Annotated in this window: 14 protein-coding genes and 2 pseudogenes; 5 read left to right on the forward strand and 11 right to left on the reverse strand. The window is 70.2% G+C overall.

The window, feature by feature from the left end:
• Window positions 1–249: a hypothetical protein gene (locus tag ACP4E5_RS26080; RefSeq protein ID WP_425832674.1), complete on the forward strand. Its 249-nt coding sequence runs from the start codon at window positions 1–3 to the stop codon at window positions 247–249.
• A 12-nt stretch (window positions 250–261) separates the two neighbouring features.
• Here the strand turns inward: ACP4E5_RS26080 and ACP4E5_RS26085 are convergent, their stop codons facing one another.
• The 5 genes and pseudogenes from ACP4E5_RS26085 to ACP4E5_RS26105 form a co-directional block, all read right to left on the reverse strand.
• Window positions 262–1,041, reverse strand: coding sequence for a DUF6227 family protein (locus tag ACP4E5_RS26085; RefSeq protein ID WP_425832676.1), 780 nt, complete (start codon window positions 1,039–1,041; stop codon window positions 262–264).
• A gap of 172 nt (window positions 1,042–1,213) precedes the next feature.
• Complete coding sequence (locus tag ACP4E5_RS26090) at window positions 1,214–2,389, reverse strand: L,D-transpeptidase (RefSeq protein WP_425832678.1); 1,176 nt, start codon at window positions 2,387–2,389, stop codon at window positions 1,214–1,216.
• A gap of 145 nt (window positions 2,390–2,534) precedes the next feature.
• A pseudogene (locus tag ACP4E5_RS26095) lies at window positions 2,535–2,876 on the reverse strand (P1 family peptidase); the annotation flags it as partial.
• A gap of 473 nt (window positions 2,877–3,349) precedes the next feature.
• Window positions 3,350–4,043: pseudogene (locus ACP4E5_RS26100) on the reverse strand (P1 family peptidase); the annotation flags it as partial.
• Window positions 4,044–4,096: 53 nt separating this feature from the next.
• Window positions 4,097–5,281, reverse strand: a complete 1,185-nt coding sequence (locus ACP4E5_RS26105; protein WP_425832680.1) for a low temperature requirement protein A — start codon at window positions 5,279–5,281, stop codon at window positions 4,097–4,099.
• A 301-nt stretch (window positions 5,282–5,582) separates the two neighbouring features.
• Between ACP4E5_RS26105 and pflB the strand changes: the two genes are divergently transcribed.
• From pflB to ACP4E5_RS26120, 3 genes are read left to right on the forward strand one after another with little or no spacing between them, the layout of a single operon-like run.
• Entirely contained in the window at window positions 5,583–7,853 is a 2,271-nt protein-coding gene (pflB, locus tag ACP4E5_RS26110; RefSeq protein WP_425832682.1) for a formate C-acetyltransferase, read from the forward strand.
• A 48-nt stretch (window positions 7,854–7,901) separates the two neighbouring features.
• Window positions 7,902–8,705 carry a pyruvate formate-lyase-activating protein gene (pflA, locus tag ACP4E5_RS26115; RefSeq protein ID WP_425832684.1) on the forward strand — a complete coding sequence of 268 codons (804 nt, stop codon included), beginning with the start codon at window positions 7,902–7,904 and terminating at the stop codon, window positions 8,703–8,705.
• Between the two features lie 46 nt (window positions 8,706–8,751).
• The gene (locus ACP4E5_RS26120; protein WP_425832686.1) at window positions 8,752–8,991 is read left to right on the forward strand and encodes a hypothetical protein; all 240 of its coding nucleotides are present in this window, start codon (window positions 8,752–8,754) and stop codon (window positions 8,989–8,991) included.
• Window positions 8,992–9,010: 19 nt separating this feature from the next.
• Here ACP4E5_RS26120 and mscL read toward each other — a convergent pair whose 3' ends face one another.
• The 6 genes from mscL to ACP4E5_RS26150 all read right to left on the reverse strand — a co-directional run bounded on the left by mscL (window position 9,011) and on the right by ACP4E5_RS26150 (window position 14,697).
• Window positions 9,011–9,484, reverse strand: coding sequence for a large conductance mechanosensitive channel protein MscL (gene mscL, locus ACP4E5_RS26125; RefSeq protein WP_425841658.1), 474 nt, complete (start codon window positions 9,482–9,484; stop codon window positions 9,011–9,013).
• A 114-nt stretch (window positions 9,485–9,598) separates the two neighbouring features.
• Window positions 9,599–10,159: a hypothetical protein gene (locus ACP4E5_RS26130; protein WP_425832688.1), complete on the reverse strand. Its 561-nt coding sequence runs from the start codon at window positions 10,157–10,159 to the stop codon at window positions 9,599–9,601.
• 148 nt (window positions 10,160–10,307) lie between these two features.
• Entirely contained in the window at window positions 10,308–11,159 is an 852-nt protein-coding gene (locus ACP4E5_RS26135) for an S-methyl-5'-thioadenosine phosphorylase (protein WP_425832690.1), read from the reverse strand.
• Window positions 11,160–11,241: 82 nt separating this feature from the next.
• Window positions 11,242–11,595 carry an FmdB family zinc ribbon protein gene (locus ACP4E5_RS26140; RefSeq protein WP_425832692.1) on the reverse strand — a complete coding sequence of 118 codons (354 nt, stop codon included), beginning with the start codon at window positions 11,593–11,595 and terminating at the stop codon, window positions 11,242–11,244.
• 69 nt (window positions 11,596–11,664) lie between these two features.
• Window positions 11,665–12,957, reverse strand: coding sequence for an MFS transporter (locus ACP4E5_RS26145; protein WP_425832694.1), 1,293 nt, complete (start codon window positions 12,955–12,957; stop codon window positions 11,665–11,667).
• A 237-nt stretch (window positions 12,958–13,194) separates the two neighbouring features.
• Window positions 13,195–14,697 (reverse strand): potassium/proton antiporter, encoded by a 1,503-nt coding sequence (locus tag ACP4E5_RS26150; RefSeq protein WP_425841660.1) that lies wholly within the window; start codon window positions 14,695–14,697, stop codon window positions 13,195–13,197.
• A gap of 201 nt (window positions 14,698–14,898) precedes the next feature.
• On the opposite strand from ACP4E5_RS26150, the gene ACP4E5_RS26155 reads away from it, so the two are divergent.
• The gene (locus ACP4E5_RS26155; protein ID WP_425832696.1) at window positions 14,899–17,652 is read left to right on the forward strand and encodes a penicillin acylase family protein; all 2,754 of its coding nucleotides are present in this window, start codon (window positions 14,899–14,901) and stop codon (window positions 17,650–17,652) included.
• The last annotated feature ends 57 nt before the right edge of the window (window positions 17,653–17,709 follow it).

Raw genomic sequence — 17,709 nt, forward strand, 5'->3', positions numbered from 1 at the left:
ATGCCTGAGCACGTGTCGATCCTTCAGCAGCTGGGCCTGGCCCTGGTCGCGCTTGCGGCTGTGGCGTGGGTGATCGGTCTGGCGCGCCTGGTGCGCACCGTCGCCTTCGACCCGCCGCGGCAGCGGACACAGCTGCCGATGGGTGTGCTGCCGGCGCAGTCCCGGGCGCCGGCGCTCGAGTCGGTGCCGCTGACGGCCGACGAGCAGGACGCTTTCGCGGGGCTGGTACGGGAGTTCAGCCGCCGGTAGTCCGGGGGAGTGTCACCGGCGGGCCCGGGGGTATGACGCCGCCCGGTGTTCCATCGCCGACCGCGCCGCCTTCTGCGTCGCGTACACCTCGCACATGTGTCGGCCGTCCGGCGTCGCCGTGTGCTCGACCTCCCAGAGGCTGATCTCGCAGCCGTCGCGCAGCAGGAACGCGTGCTCGTACAGTGCGAATCCGTGGCTGAGGCGGAGGCCGAAGGCCTGGGTGATCTGGTGGGCGCAGGCCTCGCGCAGCAGTCGTGCCGTGCCGGGACCGGGGCGCGTCGTGGCGTCCGGGTTCTCCGCTCGGCGCAGCAGGCGGCGCGCGTGGTCGGCGGAGCTGTCCGGGTCGCCGGGGCCGAAGGCGCGGCGCATCGGCGGGACCGGGGGGAGCTGGACGGGGGCCATGGGGACGTGGAGGTCGAACTCCGGCTCGGCCTCCTGGGGGAGCGGGAGCCGGCCCGTCGCCAGGTGCAGCTCGTCCTCGGACGCGTAGACCTCGTGCTGCGGTGTGCCGTCCCGGCCCGTGTTGTGCACGAGTTCCCAGAGGGTGAGCGAGCCGCCGTCGATCAGCAGCCAGTTGTGCCGGTACGTCTCGCGGTGGCGGCCCGCGCTGTGGTGGGCCGAGTGCAGGGAGCCCGCGTACGCGAGCGCGCCGTCGAGCCGCTCCAGCGTCTCGTCGGGCAGGTCGAAGGAGTTGAGCGCGCGACCGAGGAGCCGCCCGAGCTGTGCTTCGGGTGACGCGTCCGACTCGGTCCCTAACCCGACACCGGGCTCGGAGTCATACGGAACGCTCAAGGCACCTCCCAGTATTGCTTCGTGTCACCTCGTGGGTGCATACCGTAGTCCTTCGCTCGGACATCATGTCCGTGAAATGACAAACGGGGGGCGGGATTTGAGCAACGTGCCTGGACAACGCGCGGGCCGCCCGGGGGGTTCCCGCGCGGCCCGTGTCGAAGGGGGGCGGGGGTCAGGTGGCGCTGCCCGCCGTCCACTGGTTCCACGCCATGTTCCAGCCGTTCAGGCCGTTGTCGGGGGCGATCGTCTCGTCGTGCGAGTTCTTCATGACCACGACGTCGCCGACGAGCGAGTTGTCGAAGAACCACTTGGCGGTCGTGTCGCCGCCCGCGCCCTTCACGTCGCGCATGCCGACGCAGCCGTGGCTGGTGCCCTGGGAGCCGAAGATGCCGGGCGAGCTCCAGTAGTTGCCGTGGATGAACGTCCCGGACTGGGACAGGCGCATCGCGTGCGGCACGTCCGCGATGTCGTACTCACCGCCGAAGCCGACCGTGTCGCCGTTCATGCGTGTCTGCACGAACTTCTCCGAGATCACCATCTGCCCGTTGTACGTCGGGTGTTGGTCGCTGCCGGTCGACACGGGCACCGTCTTGATCGTCTTGCCGTCGCGGACGACCGTCATCTCCTGCGTGTTCGCGTCGACCGTGGAGACCTGCGCGCGGCCGACGGTGAAGGTCACCGTCTTGTCCTGCACGCCGTGCACCCCGTTCGCCCCCTCGACGCCGTCGAGGTCGATCTTCATGGTGACCTTGGAGCCGGCCTTCCAGTAGTCCTTGGGCCTGAAGTCCAGGCGCTGTGCGCCGAACCAGTGGCCGACGACCTTCTGGCCGCTGCTGGACGTGACGGTGATGTGCGACTGCACGTCCTTCTTCTCGGTGATCGCCTTGTCGAACGTGAACGAGACCGGCATCCCGACGCCGACCGTCGACCTGTCGTCCGGCGTGTACGTGCCGATGAAGCTGTTGGTGCTGGAGACCGTCGTGAAGATGGAGTTCGCGGCGGCCTTGTGCCCGCCGTCATCCTCGGCGGACGCGGAGATCCGGTACTTGGTGCCGCGCTCCAGCTGCTCCTTCGGTTTCCACGTCGCGCCGTTCGCCGTGATCGTGCCGGGCACGGTCTTGCCGCTCGCCGACTCGGTCATCTTCACGCTGGTCAGCTTGCCGTCGCTGACCTTCACGCCCGTCGCGTTGATCGACGCGCCGGTCGAGCCGTCCTTGGCGGAGATGGTGATCTTCGGGGCGTCGCCCCCCTTGTCGCTGCTGGCGGTGGCGTCACCTCCGCAGGCCGTGAGGGTCAGTGCGCCGACGGCGAGTGCCGCGCACGCGATGACTGTGTTCTGCCTTCTCACGGTCTGCTCCCCTTTTCGTGGTTTCCGCTGATCCGCAGCTTCTCTGCCGATGTGGTGGAAGAGCGTGAGATGGCCGGAAGGGTTCCCTCCGCTTGTTGTGAACGCAGCCACAGGGACAGTGCTGTTACGTGGCGGTGGATCTCTGTTACACGGCGTCGGGCCGGCGCCCGTAGAGCTCGCTGTACGAGTGGTGGGTGCGGCCGTCGGCCGACACGGGCTCCGCCGCGCGCAGTGCGCGCACGATCGCCCGCGTCACGAGGTCCGCTCCCGCCGCGAGGATCTCGTTGAGGGCGAGGGGGTTCGTGGCGTCGAGTGGGCGCTCCCCGGTGGCGAGCGCGAACACGGTGTCCCCGTCGTTGAGCAGATGCACCGGCCGCACGGCCCGCGCGATCCCGTCATGCGCGGTACCGGCGACCTTCTGCGCCTGCGCACGGCTGATGTCGGCATCGGTGGCGACGATGGCGAGGGTGGTGTTGAGGGGCGGCGGGTCGACGGGGGCGCTTGAGCCGGCGGGGGTGGCGGTGCCGGTGCCGGTGCCCGTGCCGGTGCCCGTGCCCGTGGCGGTGCCGGTGGCGGTGCCGCGGGGCGGTGCCGGGTCGGCGGCGGACGCGGGGTCGGCGGAGTGGCCGGGGGCGGTGCCGTCCCGGGAGGCGCCCCCCGTCGGGCGTCCCGCTTGGCCGTCTTCGGCCGTGCGTCCCGCTGCGTCTTCCTCGTCCAGCGGTCCCGCCCCGTACGGGCGCGCGGCGCCGTCCCGGGAGGCGTCCCCGGTCGGGCGTCCCGCCTCGCCGTCCCCGGCCCGGCTCTGCGCTCCACCCTCCCCGGCCAGCCGTCCCGGTCCGGTCGCTCCGCCCTCCCCGGCCATCCGTCCCGGTCCGGTCGTCCCGGTCGCCCCGGCCATCCGTCCAGGTCCGGTCGTCCCGGTCGTCCCGCCCGCCCCGGTCGTCCCGCCCGCCCCGGTCGTCTCCGTCAGGCGTTTGCGAGCTGCCTCGTGTGTTTCCGGTGTCGGGTAGGTCACCGGTCCGTGGCTCGTGAAGAATTCGCCGTACAGGGCGCCGGTGGCCGGGTCCACGGCGGAGCCGGCGGCGTTCGCGACGACCAGGGCGGCGACCGTGATCCCGGAGTCGAGGACCGTGGACGCGGTGCCGATGCCGCCGCGCAGCTTTCCGACGAGCGCGCCGGTGCCCGCGCCGATGTTGCCCTCCTGGACGGGGGAGCCGGGGGCCGTCGCGGCGGCGGCCTCGACCGCGGCGCGGCCCGTCGCCGCGTCCGGCCGGGCCCGCCAGTCGCCGCCCCGCCCGAGGTCGAACACGCACGCCGCGGGCACCACCGGCACGACCTCCCCCGGGCGGGCGCCGGCCGGGACTCCGCGCCCCTGGTCCTCCAGCCACGCCATCACCCCGGACGCCGAGTCGAGCCCGAACGCGCTGCCGCCCGTGAGGACCACCGCGTCGATCCGCTGCACGAGATTGCGCGGGTCGAGGGCGTCGGTCTCCCGAGTGCCGGGGCCACCGCCGCGCACGTCCACGGCGCTGACCGCTCCGCCCTCGGGGGCGAGCACGACCGTCGTACCGGTCAGGAATCCGTCCCCGACCCGGGTGGCGTGTCCGACGCGCAGGCCGGGGACATCGGTGAGGGCATCGTTGCGTGGCGTCATGTCCCATGCCTACCACGCGAGTTGACCCCCGCCTGGGTGGCCGGGCGGCCCCGTCAGGCGGGCCGCGCCTCGGCCGCCCGCGAGGACAGCGCCACCCCGACCACCACCGTGAGCGCCGCGACGATCCCCGCCGCGAGCACCGCCCAGTGCCCCGCGAACGTGCACACGAGCACCAGCAACGCGCTGACCGGCAACGCCAGTTGCTGCGCGGCCCCCACCTTGAAGTACCGCGCGTGCAGCGCCCACACCAGCAGCAGGAACACCGCCGACGGGACCGTCACGGCGGCGGAGGCCGCGGCCGTCGAGAGGTGCGCCTCGCCGACCGCCTGCTCGACGGCGACCTCGATGCCCGCGCCGATCGACGCCGCCGACGCGAGGATGAAGAAGTGGCCGTAGCCCCACACGAACGCCTGCCGGTTGCTGCGCAGCCGGTCGTGGATCGGGACCGCGAAGTAGATCCACCAGGCCGCGAAGACGACGAGGAGGCCGCCCGCCGCGATCGGCAGGAGCTCGCCGAGCGCGTCGTTCTCCTCGATGCCGGACTTCACCGCGACCGTCGCCGCGGCGATCGACTCGCCGAGCACGATGATCGTGAACAGTCCGTAGCGCTCGGCGATGTGGTGCGGGTGCCAGGACGTCTGCCGGTCCCGCTCCGCGTACACCGGTACGCACATCTCCAGGATCGCCATCGCCAGGAACACCCAGGCCTGCGCCGCGTGGGGCGTGAACAGCAGCACCAGCCAGCCGACCTGGCAGGCGAGCACCCCGCCCGCGTACCGCAGCGCCACCCGGCGCTCGGCCCCCGCGGTGGAGACGGCGGCCCGCAGCCAGTGCGAGGCCATGGCGACCCGCATGATCAGGTAACCCAGCCAGACCACCGTGTAGTTGTCGTGCGCGAACGCCTGCGAGACCCCGGCCGCGAGCACCAGGACGCCCGCGATCTGGACGAGTGTGATCACGCGGTAGAGCGCGTCGTCGTTGTCGTAGGCCGAGGCGAACCAGGTGAAGTTCATCCAAGCCCACCAGATCGCGAAGAAGACGCGCGCGTAGTCGATCACGCCTGCGCCCGAGTGCCCCTCCGCGACCGCGTGCACCAGCTCCGCCCCGCCCTGCGCGACGGCGACGACGAAGCACAGGTCGAAGAACAGCTCCAGCGGTGAAGCGGCCCGGTGTTCCTCGTCGCGCCCCCTCTCGACCATGCGGCGGATCGGGGAGCGCTTGTCTGGCGTGGACGTCATTCGTCCACCCCAGCAGATCGGACCGTCCCGTGGGGGAATCGGCACGCACTCCGCGCATGCGCGACCGCCGCCGGTACCACGGAAATCCGGCACATTTCTTGTGAATGTGTTCACAAGCGGACACGGGTCGAAAGTCCCGAGGAAAACTCCAGGTCACCCCGGAAGTTCCAGCGGATTCCGGCCCGAAACAGGGCCCTCCGGTCCTCAACTCAGGACCATTGCCGCCCCGCGGCAGAGCCCCGCAGGAGTGCAATGAACACGTAGCAACCCACCGGTCGAAGAGATGGGGAAGGTGCCGCAGATGACTGCCACTCCCGCGGAAAAGACGACGCACGGCGAGGCCTGGGACGGCTTCAAGGGAGGGCTGTGGCGGGACGCCGTCGACGTCCGCGACTTCGTCCAGCGGAACTACACCCCCTACGAGGGTGACGGCTCCTTCCTCGCGGGACCGACCGAGCGCACAACTGCCGTGTGGGACAAGCTCCTCGGTATGTTCCCCGCGGAGATCGAGCGCGGCGTCCACGACGTCGACGTGAAGACCCCGTCCCGTATCGACGCCTTCAGGCCCGGCTACATCGACGGCACGCCCGCGAACCACAACGACCTCATCGTGGGCCTCCAGACCGACGCCCCGCTCAAGCGCGCGATCATGCCCAACGGCGGCTGGCGGATGGTCGAGGGCGCCCTCAACGCCTATGGCTACGAGGCCGACCCCGAGGTCCGGGAGATCTACACCCACCTGCGCAAGACCCACAACGAGGGCGTCTTCGACGCCTACACCCCCGAGATACGCGCCTGCCGCTCCTCCGGCATCATCACCGGACTCCCGGACGCCTATGGCCGCGGCCGCATCATCGGCGACTACCGCCGCGTCGCCCTCTACGGCGTCGACCGCCTCATCGCCGCCAAGCAGGCCGACAAGGACAAGCTCGGCGCCGACTGGCCCACCGAGCACGTCATCCGGGACCGCGAGGAGATCTCCGAGCAGATCAAGGCGCTGAACGAGCTCAAGGCCATGGCCATGTCGTACGGCTATGACATCTCGGGCCCGGCCACCACCGGCCGCGAGGCCGTCCAGTGGCTGTACTTCGCCTACCTCGCCGCCGTGAAGGAGCAGAACGGCGCGGCCATGTCGATCGGCCGCATCGACAACTTCCTCGACATCTACCTCCAGCGCGACATCGAGGCCGGCCGGATCACCGAGTCCGAGGCCCAGGAGTTCATCGACGACTTCGTCATCAAGCTCCGCATCGTCCGCTTCCTGCGCACCCCCGAGTACAACGACCTCTACTCCGGCGACCCGACCTGGGTCACCTGGTCGATGGCCGGCATCGGCGAGGACGGCCGCCCGCTCGTCTCGCGCACCACGTTCCGCGCGCTGCAGACCCTCTACAACCTCGGCCCGGCCCCCGAGCCGAACCTGACGGTCTTCTGGTCGCGTGAACTGCCGCGCGGCTTCAAGGACTTCGCCTCCCAGGTCGCCATCGACACCTCGGCCATCCAGTTCGAGTCCGACGAACTGATGCGCCCCAAGTACGGCGACGACACCGCCATCGCCTGCTGCGTCTCCGCGATGGCCGTCGGCAAGCAGATGCAGTTCTTCGGCGCCCGCGTGAACGTCGCCAAGGCCCTCCTCTACGCGATCAACGGCGGCCGCGACGAGAAGTCCGGCAAGCTCGTCGTCGAGGGCTTCGAGCCGATCACCGACGAGTACCTGGACTACGCGGCCGTCGCCGAGCGGTACGACGCGATGCTCGACTGGCTGGCCAGGACCTACGTCCACGCGCTCAACGTCATCCACTACATGCACGACAAGTACGCCTACGAGCGCATCGAGATGGCCCTGCACGACCAGGAGATCCTGCGCACCATGGCCTGCGGCATCGCGGGTCTGTCGGTCGCCGCGGACTCCCTCTCGGCGATCAAGCACGCCAGGGTCAAGGTCATCCGCGACGAGACCGGCCTCGCCGTCGACTACCAGATCGAGGGCGACTACCCCGCGTACGGCAACAACGACGACCGCGCCGACGAGATCGCCCAGCGCATCGTCCACGGCTTCATGGAGAAGGTCCGCAAGCACCCCACCTACCGGAACGCCGTGCACACCCAGTCGGTGCTGACGATCACCTCGAACGTCGTCTACGGCAAGAAGACCGGCAACACCCCGGACGGCCGCCGCTCCGGCACCCCGTTCGCCCCCGGCGCCAACCCGATGAACGGGCGCGACGAGCACGGCTACATCGCCTCCGCCCTGTCGGTCGCGAAGCTGCCCTACGACGACGCCGAGGACGGCATCTCGCTGACCAACACGATCACCCCGGACGCCCTCGGCCGTACCCCCGGCGAGCGGATCGGCAACCTGTCCGGCGTGCTCGACGGCTTCACGGCCAGCGACGGCTTCCACATGAACGTCAACGTCCTCGACAAGGCGACCCTCGAGGACGCCATGGAGCACCCGGAGAACTACCCGCAGCTGACCATCCGGGTCTCCGGGTACGCGGTGAACTTCGTCCGCCTGACGCGCGAGCAGCAGCTGGACGTCATCAACCGCACCTTCCACGGCTCCCTCTGAGTCGCTCCTCCCGAACGAGACAGCCCCAGGAACACGAGGAGGAACGCCATGACCGTGCTGCTCACCCAGAACCTCACCGCGAACGACGCCGCCACCCCGGCCGCCGCCGCGACGCGCCGCCCCATCGAGGGCTCGGTGCACTCCTGGGACCTGTCGACCGGCGTCGACGGGCCGGGCACACGGTTCGTGACGTTCCTCTCCGGCTGCCCGCTGACCTGCCTGTACTGCCACAACCCCGACACCTGGAAGATGCGCAACGGCAAGCGGACCTCGGCCGACGACATCGTCGCCGAAGCCGCCAAGTACACCCGGTTCATCGAGGCCGCCGGGGGCGGCGTCACCATCAGCGGCGGCGAACCGCTGCTCCAGCCCGTCTTCGCCGGTGAGCTGCTGCACCGCTTCAAGCACGAGCTGGGCCTGCACACCGCCCTCGACACCTCGGGCTTCCTCGGCGTACGTGCCACCGATGCCCTGCTGCGCGACGTGGACCTGGTGCTGCTCGACATCAAGTCCTGGGACCGCGCCACCTACAAGCACGTCACTGGGCGCCCGCTTCAGCCCACCCTCGACTTCGCGCACCGCCTCGCCGACCTCGGCAAGAACGTGTGGGTGCGCTTCGTGCTGGTCCCCGGCCTGACCGACGACCCCGCCAACATCGAGGGCGTCGCCGCCTTCGCGGGCTCCCTCGGCAACGTCTCCCGGGTCGACGTGCTGCCTTTCCACAAGCTCGGCGAGGCGAAATGGGAGGCGCTCGGTAAGACCTTCACGCTGCACGACACCCCCTCGCCCACCCCCGAGCAGGTCGCCTCCGCCAAGGCGATCTTCGAGTCCCACGGCCTCACCGCCGTCTGACCCGGCACACCGGGGCCCGGCGTCCCCGGCGACGTACCCTGGAGCCATGAGCAGCCCCGCCCCCGAACAGCACGACCCCGAACAGCACGACCCCGAGCGGCACGACGCCAAGAAGCCCGAGCCCAAGAAGCGCGACCCCAAGGCCGCGCTGATCTTCGACGACCCGCTGACGGCGCAGTCCTCCGACGACACGGACCACGGCTGGGGCGAGCGGCCGACAGCCGGCGACAGCAGCGCCGCCGACCTGGCCCGCTTCCTCGACGAGAAGCCGCCCCACCACATCTGAAGGGCCGCGGCGAGCCCCGCTAGGACTCGGTGTGCCCCGAGCCGCGCTGCGCCACGAGCGCGTCGCGGATCTCCTTGAGCACCTCCAGCTCGGAGACCTCCATGACCTCCTGAGTGCCCTCCCTCTCGGCCTTCTTCGCGGCCTGCCGCGCGAGGTACTTGGCCATCGGCAGCACCATCAGGAAGTACACGACGGCGGCCGTGATGAGGAAGCTGATGGCGGCACTGAGGACCGTGCCCCACATGATCTCGATGCCGACGGGCTCGCCGTCCACCACCTTGCACGGGCTCTGAAGGCAGTACGCGTACTTGTTCAGGTCCTGCGTGCCGAACGCGCCGACGATCGGGTTGATGACCCCTTCCACCACCGCGTTCACGATGTTGGTGAATGCGGCGCCGATGACCACGGCGACCGCGAGGTCGATCACATTGCCCCGCATGAGGAAGGCCTTGAAGCCTTCCCACAGGCTCGGTCCGTTGTTCTCGCTCACCAGAAGGCCTCTCTTCACATGTCCAGGTAGTGGAGCAAACGCTTCCGCAACCTACGACAGTTCGGGTCAGACCTGTCCAATTCGGTAGCTCGATCGGGGGACTTGAGGAGATATACGTCACCACACCGTCACCGCCAACCTAGAGGCGGCTCCGGCGCCCGCGAGTCGCGCCGCGGTCGCGCGCTCCACCGTCAGCACCACCAACGCCCCGCCCACCGCCGAGGTTTCGCCGACTTCGCCGCCTTGACCGAGAGTTGGCCCCGGCTTCGGAACGGACGTCACGCGCGCGCCGGACGCGAGCACCCGCACCCCCGCCCCACCGTCCGCCCGCGCCGCCACCACGTCGACCCGGTCGCCCGGCCGCAGCAGCCGCACCGCCCCCGCGTCCGCGATCCGCACCGGCGCCGACACCGTCACGGCGGACGCGGCGGCCCGCCCACCCGGCCCCGCCCCCGCGTGCGCCGGCTCGGGCCCGCCTCCCGCCCCGGACGAGGGCACCGCGGCCGCCAGCGCCGCCGCGGTCAGGACGAGCCCCGCCGCCACGGCCGGCCGGTGCCGGCGCCCGCCCGCACGCCCCGGCCGCCACCGCGTGCCGCGTACGTGCACGGGAGGGAAGGACGGCACCTCGGACGTCGGGGGAATGCTGAGCTGGTACGGGACAGGTACGGATGCGGACACGGTCGCCACCGCCTGGGGCTCGGTCGGGTCGGACGGACACCGCGCCCGTCTCGCCGAACACGATCCGCCTCCGCGCCGCATCCCGCCGGAGCCCGTGCACTACCGAGCGGTTGTGGACAACTCCCTCACCCGCAAGGGGGGTTCAGGGTTACGGCAGCCGGAACCCCGGGTCCATCCCGCCCAGCGCCGAGCCGCACGGGCAGTCCCGCTCCGTGTCCGCAGGCAGCCCCGCCACCGCGTCGAACAGCACCGTCCGCAGCCGGTCCACGTTGGCCGCGAACACCTGGAGCACCTCGTCGTGCGAGACGCCCTCGCCGCTCTCCGCGCCCGCGTCCAGATCCGTGACGAGGGTCAACGACGTGTAGCAGAGCTCAAGTTCACGGGCGAGCATCGCCTCGGGGTGCCCGGTCATCCCGACCACCGACCAGCCCATGGCGGCATGCCACCGGGACTCGGCGCGGGTGGAGAACCGCGGCCCCTCGACGACGACGAGCGTCCCGCCGTCCACCGGCTCCCAGCCCTTGCCGCGCGCCGCCTTCACCGCGACCCTGCGCCCCGCGGGGCAGTAGGGGTCGGCGGGCGAGACGTGCACGACGTTCGGCACGGTCCCGTCCGGGAGCGGCTGCCCGTCGAAGTAGGTCTGCGCCCGCGCCTTCGTACGGTCCACGAACTGGTCCGGCACGAGCAGTGTCCCCGGCCCGTACTCGGGCCTGAGGCCGCCCACCGCGCACGGGCCGAGGACCTGGCGCACCCCCACGGAGCGCAACGCCCAGAGGTTGGCGCGGTAGTTGATGCGGTGCGGCGGCAGATGGTGGCCGCGGCCGTGCCGGGGGAGGAAGGCGACCCGGCGTCCCGCCAGTTCACCGAGGAAGAGCGAGTCGCTCGGCGGTCCGTAGGGAGTGTCGACGCTGATCTCCGTCACGTCGTCGAGGAAGGAGTAGAAGCCGGAGCCGCCGATCACGCCGATCTCGGCGGCGCTTGCGTGCACGTTGGTCGCCATGGGGCAGACAGTAGTCACACCGGGGACGCCGAAGACCCTGTCGTCCGAGGACGACAGGGTCTCGTAAGAATTCGCGGCGTGCTTACGCGGCGGAGGACGTCGAAGAGCTCGAGGAGCTGGACGAACTCGAGGAGCTGGACGAGCTCGAAGAGGTCGACGTCGACGGCTTCGAGTCGGAGGACGGCTTCGAGTCGGACGACTTCGACTCAGAGCCGGTCGACGACTTCGAGGACGAACCCGGGCTGCTGCTCGACGAGGAGCCGCGGCTGTCGTTGCGGTAGAAGCCGGAGCCCTTGAAGACGATGCCGACGGCCGAGAACACCTTCTTGAGGCGGCCGTTGCAGCTGGGGCACTCGGTCAGGGCATCGTCGGTGAACTTCTGCACCGCCTCGAGGCCCTCGCCGCACTCGGTGCACTGGTACTGGTAAGTCGGCACTGTGTCTTCCTCCTGGCACTCTCACTCGTTGAGTGCTAACGACGATCCATAGTGACCTATTCCGCGGGATCAGTCCACTGCCACGGGCTCGCGGTGACCCACACCACGTGCCACGGTCCGCCCCGCCGAGGGCGGAGCGAGCCGCGAGCGCAGCAGAAACATGACCACCAGGGCGAGCACCGTGCCGCCCATCGGGACGAGGAATCCGGCGCCGTCCCAGAGGCGGTCCTCCAGTTGTCCGGACACCGACACGGCGGCCGCCTGGCCGAGTGCGACCGCTCCGGTCAGCCAGGTGAAGGCCTCGGTGCGGGAGCCCACCGGGGCGATCTTCTCGACCAGCGTGTAGCCCGTGATCAGGGACGGCGCGATGCACACGCCGACCAGCAGGCCGAGCCCGGCGAGCAGCACCACGGACTGGGCCGCCCACAGCCCCGAGGCCATGACGGCGAGCGCCGTGTAGCCGACGAGGAGCCGGCGCCGCGGGGAGACCTTCCACGCGATGGCGCCGCAGACCAGGCCCGAGAGCATGTTGCCCGCGGCGAAGATCCCGTAGAGGACGCCGTTGAGGCCGGGCTCGCCGATCGACTCGGTGTAGGCGGCGAGCGAGACCTGCATGCCGCCGAAGACGGAGCCGATGCCGAGGAACGTCACGATCAGGACGCGCACACCGGGGACGCGGAGCGCGGAGGTGTGCCGCACGCGCGCGTGCTCGTCCAGGACCGCCACGGGCGGCTGGGTGCCCTTCTGGGCGGCGAACAGGAGGCCGCCGACGAGCGTGAGCGCCGCCTCGGTGATCAGGCCCGCGGCCGGGTCGATGCCGGTGCACAGGGCCGTCGCGAACAGCGGGCCGAGCACGAACGTGAACTCGTCGGTGACCGACTCGAAGGCGGCGGCCGTCTGCATCAGCGGCGAACCGTGCAGCTTCACGCCCCAGCGGGAGCGGACCATGGGCCCGATCTGCGGGGTCGAGGCACCCGTCGGTACGGCAGCCAGGAACAGTGCCCAGGTGGGCGCCCCGGACAGCGCGAGCACGGTGAGCGTGAGTCCGGCCGCGGAGTGCACGAGCACGCCGGGCAGCAGCACGGCACGCTGCCCGAAGCGGTCGGCCAGCTTGCCGCTGTAGGGCGCGAAGAGCGCCATGGCGACACCGGTCGTCGCGGAGACCGCGCCGGCGGTGCCGTACGAGCCGGTGGTGTGCTGCACGAGCAGCACGATGGAGATCGTGAGCATCGCGAACGGCTGGCGCGCCGCGAAGCCGGGGAGCAGGAACGTCCAGGCCCCACGGGTGCGCAGGAGCTGCCCGTAGCCGGGGCGCTCGGCCCGCTGGTTGCCGGGTTCGGTGACCGTGTCCTTCTGTGGCACGGCCTTGCCTTTCTGCCGCCTGGTAGCGCGGCCGCCTTCTGGTCGAGAAGGCGTCGCGCCGAGAGCCGTCCTCATGCGCCGGGAACCGAGTGATACCTACGGTCCGCGCCAGGAGAGGCCCTGGGCCAAGCAGGCAGGCGCTGTGAAGCACAGTGCCGCAAGGGGACCGCGGCCGCTTTGCGGTCGCGCCGGCTCTACGTCAGGCAGAGTCGGTCGTACGTGGTCTGTGCGTCCATGCTAACGGGCTTCCGGGCTCGCCGTGCCCAGCCAGCCGGCCAGCTTGCCGCCGAGGGCGACGGCCCGCAGGCGCGCCTCCGCGGCGTCCCGCACCGGGTCCGTGGCGACCACCAGGAGTTCGTCGCCGCGGCGGAGCACGGTGGTCGGGGCGGGCACGGAGGAGGTGCCGTCGCGGACGACGAGCGTGACGGCGGCGCCCTTGGGCAGCCGCAGTTCGCCGACCTCCACGCCGTGCATCCGCGAGCCCTCCGGGATGGAGACGGACAGCAGGTGCCCGCGCAGCCGCTCCAGGGGCGCCGATTCGATGCCGAGGTCGGCGGCGTCGGAGGAGCTGCCCAGGCGCAGCTTCTCGGCGAGCCACGGCAGCGTGGGGCCCTGGATGAGGGTGTAGACGACGACCAGGACGAAGACGATGTTGAAGATCCGCTGGCTGTCGGTGACGCCCGTGACCATCGGGATCGTCGCCAGGATGATGGGCACGGCGCCGCGCAGCCCGGCCCACGACATGAGGGCCTTCTCCGCCCACGGTATGCGGAAGGGCACCAGGCTCACGACGACCGACAGGGGGCGCGCGACCATCGTGAGGACCAGGCCGATGAGGAGCGCGGGCGCGATGTCGTCGGCCAGCTCGTGCGGGGTGACGAGCAGGCCGAGCAGGACGAACATGCCGATCTGTGCGATCCAGCCGAGTCCTTCGGCGAAGCCGCGGGTGGCCGGCCAGTGCGGCAGCTTGGCGTTGCCCATCACCATCGCGGCCAGGTAGACGGCGAGGAATCCGCTGCCGTGGGCCATGGCGCCCGCGGCGTACGCGCACGTGGCGATGGCCAGGACGGCGATCGGGTAGAGGCCGGAGGCGGGCAGGGCCACGTGCCGCAGGCCGAAGGAGCCGAGCCAGCCGACCGCGAGCCCGATGGCGGCGCCGATCGCGAGCTCCAGGGCGATCTCGCCGACGAGGACGTACCAGTGCTCGATGGGGCCCGATGCGGAGAACGCGACGACAAGGATGACGACAGGGGCGTCGTTGAAGCCGGACTCCGCCTCCAGGACGCCGGTCACGCGCGCGGGGAGCGGCACCCTGCGCAGAACGGAGAAGACCGCCGCCGCGTCCGTGGAGGAGACCACCGCGCCGATGATGAGTGCCTGTCGCCATTCGAGGCCCACCAGGTAGTGCGCTCCGGCGGCCGTCACGCCCACGCTCACCGCGACGCCCACGAGCGACAGGGCGGCGGCGGCCGGGAGAGCGGGTCTGACCTGCTTCCACTTCGTGCCCAGACCGCCCTCGGCGAGGATCACGACGAGCGCCGCGTAGCCGATGACCTGCGTCAGTTCGACGTCGCTGAAGGCGATGTGGCCCAGCCCGTCCTGGCCCATGACGACGCCGATGCCGAGGTAGAGCAGGAGGCTCGGCAGTCCGCTGCGGGAGGAGAGGCGCACGGCGGCGACCGCCACCAGCAGCACGAGTGCGCCGACGAGCAGGAGCTGGTTGAGCTGGTGGACAGTCAGGGGCTGTTCCTTCCAAGAGGGACACTGCGACGGGGAAGTTACTTCGTTACCTTACCTAATCGTTAACGCTTTCTTGACGCCGGATACGTCACGCCGTTCTCCGTGGAACCCTGCTTCCCGACTCCGCGTCCGGAGCCACACCGCACTGCTCGTAAGGTTGCTCTCGCCCCGCCCGGTTAGCGAAGGACAGCAAGGACCGCGATGCCCTCCACTACGAACGCCTCTGCCGGCCGCCCGCCCGGTAAGAAGAAGGGGCGCCGAGCCCGACTGATCGTGATCGTCCTCGTGTTGGCCGTTCTCGCGGGCATCGGATTCGGCGCCTACTGGAGCGTCGACAGCGTCCGCGCCTCCATGCCGCAGACGACGGGGTCCATCCAACTCGACGGGCTCGACGGGCCGGTCCAGGTCAAGCGGGACAGCTACGGGATCCCGCAGATCTACGCGTCCACGGATCACGACCTGTTCATGGCGCAGGGCTACGTGCAGGCGCAGGACCGGTTCTACGAGATGGACGTGCGGCGCCATACGACCTCCGGTCGGCTCTCCGAGATGTTCGGCAAGGGCCAGGTCAAGACCGACGAGTTCCTGCGCACCATGGGCTGGCGCCGGGTCGCGCAGAAGGAGTACGACACCAAGCTGTCGCCCACGACCAAGAAGTACCTCCAGGCGTACTCCAAGGGGGTCAACTCCTACCTGGGCGGCAAGAGCGGCAAGGACATCTCCGCGGAGTACGTCGCGCTCGGCTTCGAGAACGACTACAAGCCGCAGAAGTGGTCGCCGGTGGACTCGGTGGCCTGGCTCAAGGCGATGGCTTGGGACCTGCGCGGCAATATGCAGGAGGAGATCGACCGCTCGCTGATGACGAGCCGGCTCGGCCCGAAGCAGATCGCCGATCTGTACCCCGACTACCCGTACTCGCGGCACAAGCCGATCGTGCAGGAGGGCGGGTACAACAGCGCCACGAAGTCGTTCGACGCGTCCTCAGGCGGCGGTACGGGCACCCAGTCGGCCGGGGCGGCGGGCACCGGCCTGACGGGCGACGCACAGGCCCCCAGCAGCCTCCAGAGCCAGCTCGGCGGCCTCTCCAAGGTCCTGGACGGCATCCCCGACTCCGCGGGCCTCGGACCCAACGGCAGCGGCATCGGCTCCAACTCGTGGGTGGTCTCGGGCGACCACACCATCACCGGCAAGCCGCTGCTCGCCAACGACCCGCACCTGGCGCCGCAACTGCCGTCCGTCTGGTACCAGATGGGCCTGCACTGCACGAGCGTCTCCAGCAAGTGTCAGTACGACACCTCGGGTTACACCTTCGCCGGCATGCCGGGCGTGGTCATCGGTCACAACCAGAACATCTCCTGGGGCTTCACCAACTCGGGCGTCGACGTCACCGACCTCTACCTGGAGAAGTTCAGCGGCGACGGCTACCTGGTGGACGACAGGACGGTGCCGTTCAAGACCCGCAAGGAGACCATCAAGGTCGCCGGCGGTGAATCGAAGACGATCACGGTGCGGGAGACCGGCAACGGGCCGCTGCTGTCCGACCGCGACTCCGAACTCGTGAAGGTCGGCAAGAAGGCCGGCGTGGACGCGGCGGCGCCCGACCGCGGCGACGGCTACGGCATCGCGCTGCGCTGGACCGCGCTGCAGCCGGGCAACACCATGGACGCCGTCTTCAAGCTCGACAAGGCGTCGAACTGGTCCGAGTTCCGCAAGGCCTCCGCCGACTTCCAGGTGCCCTCGCAGAACCTCACCTACGCCGACACCGAGGGCAACATCGGCTACCAGCTGCCGGGCCGGATCCCGATCCGCGGCGAGGGCGACGGTTCGCTGCCGTCCCCCGGCTGGGACTCCAAGTACCGCTGGACCGGCTACATCAAGCAGGACGAGCTGCCCTACGAGTTCAACCCGAAGCGCGGCTACATCGTGACCGCCAACCAGGCCGTGGTCGACGACAGCTACCCGTACACGCTGACCAAGGACTGGGGATACGGCACCCGTAGCCAGCGCATCACCGACCTGATCGAGTCGAAGATCAAGGACGGCGGCAAGATCTCCACCGACGACATGCGCACCATGCAGATGGACAACAGCAGCGAGATCGCCAAGCTGCTCGTGCCGTACCTGCAGAAGATCGACATCAAGGACCCGGACGTCCGCGAGGCGCAGCAGCTCCTGGACAACTGGGACTACACCCAGAACCCGGACTCGGCGGCCGCGGCCTACTTCAACTCCGTGTGGCGCAACATCCTGAAGCTCGCCTTCGGCAACAAGCTGCCCAAGGAGCTGCGGGTCGAGGGCCAGTGCCTGAGCGTCGAGCCGGTCGACAAGACGGGTCCCGCGGACGAGGACCGCAAGGTCCGCGAGTGCGGCGAGCGGGACACGCACTCGGCGCAGCCGGACGGCGGCGACCGCTGGTTCGAGGTCGTTCGCAAGATCATCAAGGATCCGAAGAACGACTGGTGGAAGACGCCGGGCAGCCGCACGGACGACCCCACCAAGACCCGTGACCAGCTGTTCAGGCGCGCCATGGAGGACGCCCGCTGGGACCTCACGGCCAAGCTCGGCAAGGACATCGACACCTGGAGCTGGGGCCGGCTGCACAAGCTGGAGCTGAAGAACCAGACCCTCGGCAGCGAGGGCCCCGGCTGGCTCCAGTACGTGCTCAACCGCGGTCCCTGGAAGATGGGCGGCGGAGAGGCGGCCGTGAACGCGACCGGCTGGAACGCCGCGGGCGGCTACGGGGTCGACTGGGTGCCGTCCATGCGGATGGTGGTCAACATGGCGGACCTCGACAAGTCCAAGTGGATCAACCTCACGGGCGCATCGGGGCACACCTTCAGCGACCACTACACGGACCAGACCGAGAAGTGGATCAACGGTGACCTGCTGCCGTGGCACTTCTCCAAGAAGGCCGTCGACGACAGCACAGAGGACTCGCTGGTCCTGAAGCCGTAGCCGGGTCGACACCGAAAGGGGCCTCCACGCGCGCGTGGAGGCCCCTTCGCATGTGCG

This window comes from Streptomyces fractus, from assembly GCF_049844455.1.
GTDB lineage: Bacteria > Actinomycetota > Actinomycetes > Streptomycetales > Streptomycetaceae > Streptomyces > Streptomyces fractus.